Annotated in this window: 9 protein-coding genes; 6 read left to right on the plus strand and 3 right to left on the minus strand. The window is 46.1% G+C overall.

Translation table 11 applies throughout. The features are described 5' to 3' along the window. Positions 1-497 precede the first annotated feature (497 nt). Positions 498-1,580: a sensor histidine kinase gene (locus LDL40_RS13260; protein ID WP_300995850.1), complete on the plus strand. Its 1,083-nt coding sequence runs from the start codon at positions 498-500 to the stop codon at positions 1,578-1,580. Beyond that, positions 1,564-2,391 (plus strand): LytTR family DNA-binding domain-containing protein, encoded by an 828-nt coding sequence (locus LDL40_RS13265; protein WP_300995851.1) that lies wholly within the window; start codon positions 1,564-1,566, stop codon positions 2,389-2,391. The genes LDL40_RS13260 and LDL40_RS13265 overlap by 17 nt, the downstream gene beginning before the upstream one ends. A gap of 47 nt (positions 2,392-2,438) precedes the next feature. Here the strand turns inward: LDL40_RS13265 and LDL40_RS13270 are convergent, their stop codons facing one another. Continuing rightward, complete coding sequence (locus LDL40_RS13270) at positions 2,439-3,416, minus strand: ATP-dependent 6-phosphofructokinase (protein WP_300995852.1); 978 nt, start codon at positions 3,414-3,416, stop codon at positions 2,439-2,441. A 172-nt stretch (positions 3,417-3,588) separates the two neighbouring features. Between LDL40_RS13270 and LDL40_RS13275 the strand changes: the two genes are divergently transcribed. Continuing rightward, on the plus strand, positions 3,589-4,515 hold the full coding sequence (locus LDL40_RS13275) for a DMT family transporter (protein ID WP_300995853.1): 927 nt from the start codon (positions 3,589-3,591) through the stop codon (positions 4,513-4,515). Between the two features lie 56 nt (positions 4,516-4,571). On the opposite strand, the gene pyk is transcribed toward LDL40_RS13275, so the two are convergent. Next, entirely contained in the window at positions 4,572-6,011 is a 1,440-nt protein-coding gene (pyk, locus tag LDL40_RS13280; protein WP_300995854.1) for a pyruvate kinase, read from the minus strand. A gap of 186 nt (positions 6,012-6,197) precedes the next feature. Further along, entirely contained in the window at positions 6,198-7,055 is an 858-nt protein-coding gene (locus LDL40_RS13285) for a MurR/RpiR family transcriptional regulator (protein ID WP_008900048.1), read from the minus strand. 264 nt (positions 7,056-7,319) lie between these two features. Here LDL40_RS13285 and zwf point away from each other — a divergent pair, with 264 nt between their 5' ends. The 3 genes from zwf to LDL40_RS13300 all read left to right on the plus strand — a co-directional run. Beyond that, on the plus strand, positions 7,320-8,792 hold the full coding sequence (gene zwf / locus LDL40_RS13290; protein ID WP_300995855.1) for a glucose-6-phosphate dehydrogenase: 1,473 nt from the start codon (positions 7,320-7,322) through the stop codon (positions 8,790-8,792). 2 nt (positions 8,793-8,794) lie between these two features. Further along, the gene (gene pgl, locus LDL40_RS13295; protein WP_300995856.1) at positions 8,795-9,490 is read left to right on the plus strand and encodes a 6-phosphogluconolactonase; all 696 of its coding nucleotides are present in this window, start codon (positions 8,795-8,797) and stop codon (positions 9,488-9,490) included. A gap of 19 nt (positions 9,491-9,509) precedes the next feature. Continuing rightward, positions 9,510-10,000: dihydroxy-acid dehydratase (locus tag LDL40_RS13300; protein WP_300995857.1), on the plus strand; the 491-nt coding region annotated here is incomplete at its 3' end.

The following is a 10,000-nucleotide window of genomic DNA, read 5'->3' on the forward strand; positions in this document are numbered from 1 at the left end:
ATTGCACATGTAGGCCGCACTAGTATCAAAGTAGACGTCGATATTTTTGTTGAAAATATGTATGACGATGACCAGCACAAAGCTATTTCAGGCAATTTTACTTTTGTCGCGCTAGGGCCCGATCGCAAACCAACACCAGTATTAGGTTAGTCAGGCGGCTTTGGGCTTTGGATGACTTCGGAACGTTGCATTACTGAACCAATGTCAGCGAAAAGCTGAGTTGCGCCTTTGTCAAAAGGTGCCAGACATCAGAACAGGAGCAGTTCGCGTTATTGCTGGCACTCTGTGGGGCTTTTTACCGCAAAACCTGTGCAGTAGGGCTATTAGCTAACGGAGTATGAGGTGCTGAGTGCTGTTGGCATTGATGTATCGGCTTTCAACTGCTCAGGTATTGCGACTAATGGAGAGCAAACCAAGTTCAATCTCCTGACTAAAGCTCTGCAAGCTCAGGTTGCTGAGATACAATAGAGGTAAGAGCAGATCGAGTTGTAACTATTTTGCAAAAATTTTTCGAAGACCGTCATCGCCTGTTTTGGCTGCTGCACACTCTGGGTTGGGTGGGTTTTGCGCTAATCAGCTATTTAGGTTCCTTATTTCAGGAAATGCGCAGCGCTTACTGGATAGTAGTAGCTCTGGATGCATATGCTGGTTGGCTACTGACAATCCCATTGCGTTACGCCTTTCAAAGAGTCTGGCATTGGGAGCCCTGGAAGATGCTGTTGAGTGTGTTAGCTGTTGCTATTCTTATTGCAGCGGTCTGGACAGTGTTTAGAAACTTCAATTACTGGGAAATCTATCGACACGGTTTTAGGCCTGACAGCTGGACTCAGTATTTCCGCCAGACTACCGTAGGCTTTTATGTACTTCTAAGCTGGAGTGGCTTGTATTTTGGTATTAAATACTACCAAACGCTGCAACAAGAAAAGCAAAAGTCTCTTACGGCCAGCAATAAGGCACATGAAGCTCAATTAAAAATGCTGAGGTATCAGCTCAATCCGCATTTTTTATTCAACACCTTAAATGCTATATCGACTTTAGTCTTATTAAAGGAATCGGATACAGCGAATAAGATGTTAGTCAGATTGAGCGACTTTCTACGGTATTCGCTTTACAAAGATCCTATTAAAAAAGTGCCGCTACAACAGGAGTTGTATGCAGCGAATCTGTATTTGGAAATAGAAAAAGTCCGGTTTTCAGAACGCCTTACCATTATCTATGACATTGACGAAGCCGCGGATCAAGCGTTAGTGCCAAGTTTGATTTTGCAGCCTTTAGTGGAAAACGCCATTAAATATGCAGTAGCCAGCCAGACCAGTGGCGGCAGAATAATGATTACGGCGCAAAAATTCGGACACGATTTACTGATGGAAGTGGCGGACGATGGACCAGGAATGGTTATTTCCGACGGTCTGCCAAAAGGGGAATCTGGCGGTGTGGGTTTGGTGAATACCAAAGAGCGATTAGCGGCTTTATATGACCGTAATTTTTCTTTGGTATTAACACACAACCAACCACGGGGTTTGAAAGTAAATATCAGAATACCATTTGAAACAGAGAGTACAGATGAAACAAATGCTTAAGGTCATAGTGGTCGACGATGAACCGTTAGCCCGCCGCGGTATGTTGGTGCGTTTAGCTGACTTTCCTGAACTGAACATAGTGGCAGAATGCAGCAATGGTGAAGAGGCCGTAGCCGCTATTCGTCTTCATCAACCAGACGCCGTTTTTTTAGACGTCGAAATGCCGGGTTTAGATGGGTTTGGCGTGTTAAAGCAATTACAACAGCAACAGATTGAGTTGCCTTACGTGGTCTTTGTAACAGCTTACGATCACTATGCGTTAAGTGCGTTTGAAGTTCAGGCCTTGGACTATGTGCTTAAACCAGTGGAAAAAGAACGTTTAGCTGCAGCGGTCTCTAAACTAACGAAAAATTTTGAAGCCAAAGACGATCAGCGCCACAAGGGGCAATTGGCAGCGGTGGTTGCTCAGTTAACAGGCGAAAAAACCGATCAGATTTTGCAACGTCTGGATCAGTCGCAGCCAGTAATGAATGACAGATTCCCGGAAGCGATCAGTATTAAAGACAGTGGCGAAATCACCCGCGTGCCAGTGAGTGCTATAGATTGGGTTGATGCGGCCGGTGATTACATGTGTATCCACACCCGGGATGGCCAGACTCATATTTTGCGTCGCACTATGAAAGAGCTGGAGCAGGAACTGGACCCTAAGCTTTTTGTGCGGGTGCACCGTAGCGCCATAGTGAATGTGAACACCATAGCTAAGTTACAGATGCTGGCCAATGGCGAGCACCAGCTGATGTTGACCAACGGACAGGCGGTAAAGGTTAGCCGAAGCTATAAAGACCGCGTAAAAATGGTGTTTAATTCCTGAAAATGATCTGAAAAGACCTCCGACCGGAGGTTTTTTGAGGGCTGAACTTAGTACTGGGCAACCTGCTGTTGCCAGCGTAATAAGTAGCGGTCGACTTGTTTTTTCTTATCACCCGTTAGTGCTAAGGGATACAAGCCTGCCTGACCGTTAATTTCGCCAGCCATCACAAGATGAGCGCCTTGTAACAGTTGTTCTACCGCATAAGCACCTAGTTTAGTACCAAGGATCCGGTCAGCTCCGACTGGACGCCCCCCACGTTGAATATGGCCTAAAATTGAGGCCCGACACTCTATACCTCGTTGTTCTAAATCTGCAGCCAGAGCCATAGCGCCTCCGGGATACATGGTTTCAGCAATTACAATAATATAGCTGCAGTTGCCTCTGTGTTTACGAGCTTGCTCAACATGTTGGGCAATTTTATCTAAATCCAGCTCAGAGGCCAGTTCAGGGCAAATTATTTGCTCTGCGCCTGCAGCAATACCAGCAGAAACAGCCAGATAACCAGTGTGGCGGCCCATCACTTCGACTAAAAAGATCCGTTCAAAAGCGTCGGCTGTATCACGGATTTTATCTATGGCATCCAGCGCTGTATCCAAAGCTGTGGCAAAACCTATAGTGAAATCAGAGCCATCCACATCGTTATCTATAGTGCCAGGTATCCCAATCAGTTGCCCCTGATAGAATTTCGCTAATTCAACAGTACCGCGAAAGCTGCCGTCTCCTCCTATCACCACTAAAGCATCCAGTTTGAGTTCGTGCAGGTTAGCTGCTGCTTGCTTGACGCCGGCCTCCGTATGCATAGCAGCACAACGGGCGCTTTTAAGAACAGTGCCGCCGTTTTGGATAAGACCCGCGACATGATAAGGCAATAAAGTCTGATACTGCAGTTCAATGACACCATTAAAGCCATGCTGGAAACCAAAGACCTCCAGTTTGTTAGCCTGAGCGGTCAGCACTAAAGCGCGTAAGCAGGCGTTCATACCTGGTGCATCACCTCCAGAAGTTAAGACTCCAATACGTTTCATTTTCTAATCCTTAGTCTTTGTGTTCTCAGTATCCTAGCTTAGCAGTTGCCCGGCGTATTGATCTGAGGCAAAAGTACCGGACATTCTGGCTTATTTTCTGTGACAAAGGTCGCTGTCCGGAGACAAGGCTATAGCTTCTGGCGGATAATGACGGCCTTAGAAAGGAGAGGGTATGCATCAGTCGTCCGGTCGGATTGGTTTAGGTTTTAGTTTAGCCTTGTTAACCGCAGTCTTATGGGGTTTGTTACCGATAGCCCTTAAATGGTTATTAAGTTCTATGTCAGCGGCAACCATTACCTGGATCCGTTTTGTCGTCGCAACTGTACTGGTTGGTGCAGTTTTACTGACGCGCAGACAGATACCCTCAGTCAGAGGGCTGAGCAGAAATAAACAACTTTTGGTGTTGCTCGCTGTTTCTGGCTTGTTACTCAATTACATTTTGTATTTGAATGGTTTGTTCTTGCTGACGGCAGAGACGGCGCAGGTAGTGATCCAACTTGCGCCATTTTTAATGATGTTAGGCGCAGTATATTTATTTAAAGAGCGGCTATTGTTATGGCAAAAAATTGGTGCCTGGTTGTTGGTGTTGGGATTATTACTATTTTTTAATGACAGATTGGCTTTATTGCTGACGCAATTTGGCTCTGAAACTGCTGGGGTGCTGCTGGTGATCATAGCCGCTGTTTCCTGGGCTTGTTATGCGCTGGCACAGAAGCAATTGCTGATGAGTTTTAACTCTCAGCAGATCATGTGGATGATTTATCTCGCTGGCGCTTTGTGTTTTTTACCCGCTGCTGACCTTGCGCCGGTGCTGGAACTATCCGCTTGGCAGTGGGGCATAGTAGCGTTCTGTTGTCTGAATACTATTGTGGCATATGGCGCTTTTGCGGAGGCTTTACAACACTGGCAGGCGGCCAACGTTAGTGCTGTACTGGCTATTACGCCGTTATTGACCATAGGTTTTGTACAGTTGTTAGCTTATTTTTATCCGCAATTCCCTAATGAATCACTGAATGTTTGGGCCTGGGTTGGCGCTTTATTGGTGGTGCTGGGGTCTATGCTAACGGCTTTAGCCCCCATGTTAAAAAACCGACTATAAAAAAGCGGCCAGATCACATTGTTTGTAGTTACCAATGCGATCTGGCGCCATTTTAATTAGTTGATTTGTACAATCTTACAAGTGTTTGATGCACCAACAGTTTCCATTACATCACCGTAGGTCAGTATCACTAAATCGCCGCTTTGTAAGTGAGCAATTTCCTGTACAGCTTCTACAGCTGCTGCCGATACTTTTTGTAATCCCAGATTTTGTGTGCTGTCAAAAAATACCGGGTATACACCACGATACAAGGCCATTTTGTTTAATGTCTTCTGATGGCGAGACAAGGCATATATAGGCTGAGACGAAGTGATACGTGACATCAGCTTGGCTGTATAACCTGACTCAGTCAGCGCAATAATGGCTTTGATGCCTGTTAAGTGATTAGCGGCGTACATAGCGGATAAAGCAATAGTTTCACTGATTTCAGTAAAAGTCACATCCATACGGTGCTTAGAAATTTGTACACGCGGATGTTTTTCAGCGCCATCGCAAACACGGGCCATGGCTTTTACGGTTTCCACAGGATATTTACCTGCTGCAGTTTCACCTGACAACATCACCGCATCTGTACCGTCCAGCACAGCGTTGGCGACGTCCATGACTTCAGCACGGGTTGGCATAGGGCTTTCAATCATCGACTCCATCATTTGAGTCGCAGTGATTACCACTCGGTTCAACTGACGTGAGCGGGCGATAATACGTTTTTGCTGACCTACTAATTCCGCATCACCAATTTCAACACCTAAATCCCCACGCGCCACCATAACTGCATCAGAAGCACGGATAATATCGTCAAGAGTTTCGTCGTCAGCAACAGCTTCAGCACGTTCAACTTTTGACACAATTAACGCTTCTGAACCAGCAGCGCGGGCTAACTCACGAGCAATACGTAAATCATCACCGCTACGAGGAAAAGATACTGCCAGATAATCCACATCTATATAAGCAGCCAGAGAAATGTCGGTTTTGTCTTTATCTGTCAGGGCTGGAGCAGATAAACCACCGCCTAAACGGTTAATACCTTTGTTATTGCTTAGTTTGCCAGCTACTGAAACTTTAGTGTGAATACGTTGACCTACAACATGCTCAACGATCATCTGAATACGACCGTCATCTAATAACAGCACATCACCCGGTTGAACGTCAGCAGGCAACTCTTTGTAGTCAATACCGACCTGAGTTTCATCGCCTTCGCCTTTTGCCAGATCAGCGTCCAATACAAAGTGCTGATCTTCTTCCAGAATGACTGAACCGTTTTTAAAAGTAGAAACGCGAATTTTAGGGCCTTGCAAATCACCCAGAATAGCGACGTGAGCGCCGGTTTTTGCCGCAGCAGAGCGCACCATTTCCGCTCGTTGTTTATGATCTTCGGCACTGCCGTGAGAAAAATTGAAGCGAAAAACGCTGGCTCCCGCCAGGATCAATTTCTCTATGGTGGCTTGTGAATTCGTTGCTGGTCCGAGGGTGGCGACTATTTTAGTTCTTCTGGGCATCAAGAGCTCCTGAAAGCTTATCTATGGATGGGTCAGTTTTAGTGTAATGTAATTTTATTACAGAATATAGCTACAGTTTGAATAAAACTTTCAGCTTTTACTGCTTGTCCGACCTGTTATGGTAGAAATCAGCTAAAAAAAGAGGGGCTTCTTTCAGAAAGCCCCTCAGTGTTACAAATACCGTCATTAGTTTTGAAAGTCTTTTTTATCAAAACGAGAGCCACGTAAGCTGTCTTTGACCTTTTTCAGATTTTCGCGGAATTTGGTGCCACGACGCAAAGTAAAGCCAGTCGCCAGAATATCTATCAGCACTAACTGCGCCACACGAGACGCCATCGGCATATACATATCTGTATCCTCAGGTACATCCAGCGATAACACTAGCGTACATTCTTTTGCTAGAGGACTGTCGTAAGCAGTGATACCAATGACTGTCGCATCGTTTTCACGGGCAATGGCTGCGATATCACAGAGGTTTTTTGTGCGACCTGTATGACTGATACAAACTACTACATCTCCCTCGGCACTATTAATCGCACTCATGCGCTGCATCACTATATCGTCAAAACAAACGACTGGGACGTTAAACCGGAAAAACTTATTCTGGGCATCGTGAGCTACGGAAGCTGAAGCGCCTAAACCAAAAAAGGAGATTTTCTTCGCCTGAGTCAGTACATCTACAGCACGATTAATCGTAAGAATATCAACGTTTTGGCGTGCAGCATCCAGAGCAGCCATGGTGGATTCAAAAATCTTGGCGGTGTAAGCCTCTGGGCCATCATCTTCTTCTACATGGCGGTTCACATAAGGCGTACCGTTGGCCAGACTCTGCGCCAAATGCAATTTAAAATCTGGAAAACCTTTGGTGTCGAGACGGCGGCAGAACCTGTTGACTGTAGGCTCGCTGACATCGGCCATTTTGGCCAGAGCCGCTATACTACTGTGTATAGTGGTTTGCGGATTGGCCAGGATCACGTCGGCGACTTTGCGCTCTGATTTACTGAAGCTGTTGACGCTATTAATTATTTTTTCCAACACATTCATCGGATAGTCCTGACTGAGAAACACTGAACAACACAGTGCAAAATGTTGTAACTCGCTTTGTTATACAACCTGGTGCCACTGCAAAATAGTGATAAAGTTACGACAAAGCAGCTGATTCATTGCCTAGGCTGCCTTATTATATGAGAATAGTCAAAACTTTAGCGTCTCTGTAATTTAATTACAACTTATCTGGTTTACATCTGGCTTTTGCTCGGCTAGTATGCGGTCAAGTGTTGTAAAATTACATCTAATCAAGGGTCATTCATGACAACAACAGCACCACACAATAAAGCCTGTGATCTGATTCTCTTTGGTACCAAGGGCGACCTTGCTCGCCGCAAACTATTGCCAGCACTATATCAACTGGAAAAATCCGGCCTTCTGCATGCCGACAGCCAGGTCATTGGCGTCGCACGTGATGAGCTGAGTCTGGATGGCTATAAAGAGCTGGTTGAAACCAACTTACAAAAATTCATCAAAGGGCCGCTGGATGCTGAAGTATTAGCGCGCTTAAAAGCCAAGCTGCAGTATGTGCAGGTGGATTTAACCAAAGAAGAAGGTTACAAGGCTTTAAAAGCCGTCACTGATCCGAAAAAACGTATTCCGGTCAGCTATTTTGCTACTGCGCCTTCATTGTTTGGCAATATTTGTAAAGGATTGTCTGTAGCAGGTTTATCGGCAGAGCCGGCTCGTGTGGTACTGGAAAAGCCTATTGGTCACGATTTAGCTTCATCAAAAGTGATCAACGATGAGGTGGCAAAATACTTCGGTGAATGCCAAATCTACCGTATCGACCATTACCTGGGTAAAGAAACAGTTCTGAACCTGTTAGCGTTACGTTTTGCCAACTCTATTTTTGCTGCTAACTGGGACCACAATGCGATAGATCATGTGCAAATTACTGTGGCCGAAGAGGTGGGAGTAGAAGGGCGTTGGGGTTACTACGACGACGCTGGTCAAATGCGCGACATGGTGCAAAACCACTTGTTACAAGTTCTCTCACTGATTGCGATGGAGCCACCAGCTCGCCTGGATGCTGACAGTATTCGTGATGAAAAGTTAAAAGTACTCAAAGCGCTGCGTCCTATTAATGTTGCCAATGTTCAGGAAAAAACTGTGCGTGGCCAGTACGCTGGCGGTTATGTGGCCGGTACTCCTGTGCCAGGTTATCTGGACGAGGAAGATGCACGTCCAAATAGCAAAACAGAAACTTTTGTGGCCATTAAAGTGGACATAGATAATTGGCGTTGGGCTGGTGTGCCGTTCTATTTACGAACAGGCAAACGTATGCCAAAAAAAGTCAGCGAAGTGGTCATTTGTTTTAAACCTCAGCCACACAATATTTTCTTTGAAACCTATAAACAGCTGCCAGCCAATAAGTTGATTATTCGTCTACAACCAGATGAAGGCGTAGAAATTCAGATCATGAACAAAATTCCTGGTCTGGGTGAAACCATGCAATTGCAGCAAACCAAGCTGGACTTAAGTTTCGACGAGACCTTTAAAGCACAACGTATCGCTGATGCCTACGAGCGTTTGTTACTTGAAGCCATGTTAGGCAACCAATATCTGTTCGTACGTCGTGACGAAGTAGAACAAGCCTGGAAATGGGTCGACGGCATTCTGGACGCGTGGAAAACCAATAACGAACCACCAAAGCCTTATCAGGCTGGTACCTGGGGGCCTGTTGCCGCCATATCGTTATTGGCACGTGAAGACAGAAACTGGGACGAATAACAATGCAACTTCATAACTTCGACTCAAGTGCTGCATTAAACCAGCAATTTGCCAGCGAAATCAGCGGCCGTTTGGCTGCTGCTATTGCGGAAAAAGGTGCTGCTACTTTAGTTGTTTCAGGGGGGAAAACCCCTTTACCTCTGTTTAAAGCTTTGTCAGATACAGACTTAGATTGGTCCCGAGTGACCATCACTTTGGCAGATGACCGCTGGTTGCCTGACACTCATGCTGACAGCAATGAGGGCTTAGTCAAAGCCAACCTGTTACAAGGCAAAGCGGCTTCAGCACGTTTTATCAGCTTATTTGACAGTGCTTATCCTGATGACGCCTACAAGGGCGCCGCGGCAGTAGCGGCTCGTGTCGCCGAACTTCCGGTGTTTGATGTACTGATTTTAGGCATGGGTGAAGATGGCCATACAGCCTCTTTATTTCCGTGTAGTAAAGAAATTCAGGCGGGTCTGGCTGCCGATGCACCAGTTGCATTGGCGGTGACACCAGCTACTGCGCCTTACCAGCGTTTGAGTTTAAGCAAAACACGCTTACTTAATAGTGCTGTGATTTATTTACATTTGGTTGGCCCCAAGAAGCTAACCGTTCTGGAACAGGCCATGGCAGGTCAGGACCCATTGCAGATGCCTATCCGGGCTTTTTTGCAACAGCAGCAGGTCCCTGTGCATGTAATGTTCACAGCTAACTAATCGACAAGACGAGGTTAACATGAATCCGGTTATACAACAGGTCACAGACAGAATAGCGGCACGCAGTGAAAAAAGCCGTGCGCTTTATCTGCAGCGGATGGAACAGGCCCGTGCCAAGGGGCCGCATCGCGGTGCTCTGGCCTGTGGCAATCTGGCTCATGGTTTTGCAGCTTGTTCTGCTCAGGAAAAAGCTGATTTACGCAGTTTGACTAAAGCAAACATCGGCATTATTTCTTCATACAACGATATGCTGTCTGCGCATCAGCCTTATGAATCTTATCCGGCTATTATCAAAGCCGCTGTTGCTGAAGTGGGCAGTGTAGCCCAGTTTGCTGGTGGTGTACCTGCGATGTGTGATGGTGTGACTCAAGGCCAGCCAGGCATGGAACTGAGTCTATTAAGTCGCGACATTATTGCGATGTCTGCCGCTGTTGGTCTGTCACACAATATGTTTGACGGCGCTATGATGCTGGGTATTTGCGACAAGATAGTACCGGGTTTATTAATGGC

This window comes from Rheinheimera sp. (assembly GCF_020217005.1).
In the GTDB taxonomy this organism is placed as follows: Bacteria; Pseudomonadota; Gammaproteobacteria; order Enterobacterales; family Alteromonadaceae; genus Pararheinheimera.

Bases quoted from the DNA above. Each gene is read 5' to 3' on its own strand.
- LDL40_RS13265 (WP_300995851.1), top strand. From the start codon at position 1,564: ATGAAACAAATGCTTAAGGTCATAGTGGTCGACGATGAACCGTTAGCC.
- LDL40_RS13270 (WP_300995852.1), bottom strand. From the start codon at position 3,416: ATGAAACGTATTGGAGTCTTAACTTCTGGAGGTGATGCACCAGGTATG.
- LDL40_RS13275 (WP_300995853.1), top strand. From the start codon at position 3,589: ATGCATCAGTCGTCCGGTCGGATTGGTTTAGGTTTTAGTTTAGCCTTG.
- pyk (WP_300995854.1), bottom strand. From the start codon at position 6,011: ATGCCCAGAAGAACTAAAATAGTCGCCACCCTCGGACCAGCAACGAAT.
- LDL40_RS13285 (WP_008900048.1), bottom strand. From the start codon at position 7,055: ATGAATGTGTTGGAAAAAATAATTAATAGCGTCAACAGCTTCAGTAAA.
- zwf (WP_300995855.1), top strand. From the start codon at position 7,320: ATGACAACAACAGCACCACACAATAAAGCCTGTGATCTGATTCTCTTT.
- pgl (WP_300995856.1), top strand. From the start codon at position 8,795: ATGCAACTTCATAACTTCGACTCAAGTGCTGCATTAAACCAGCAATTT.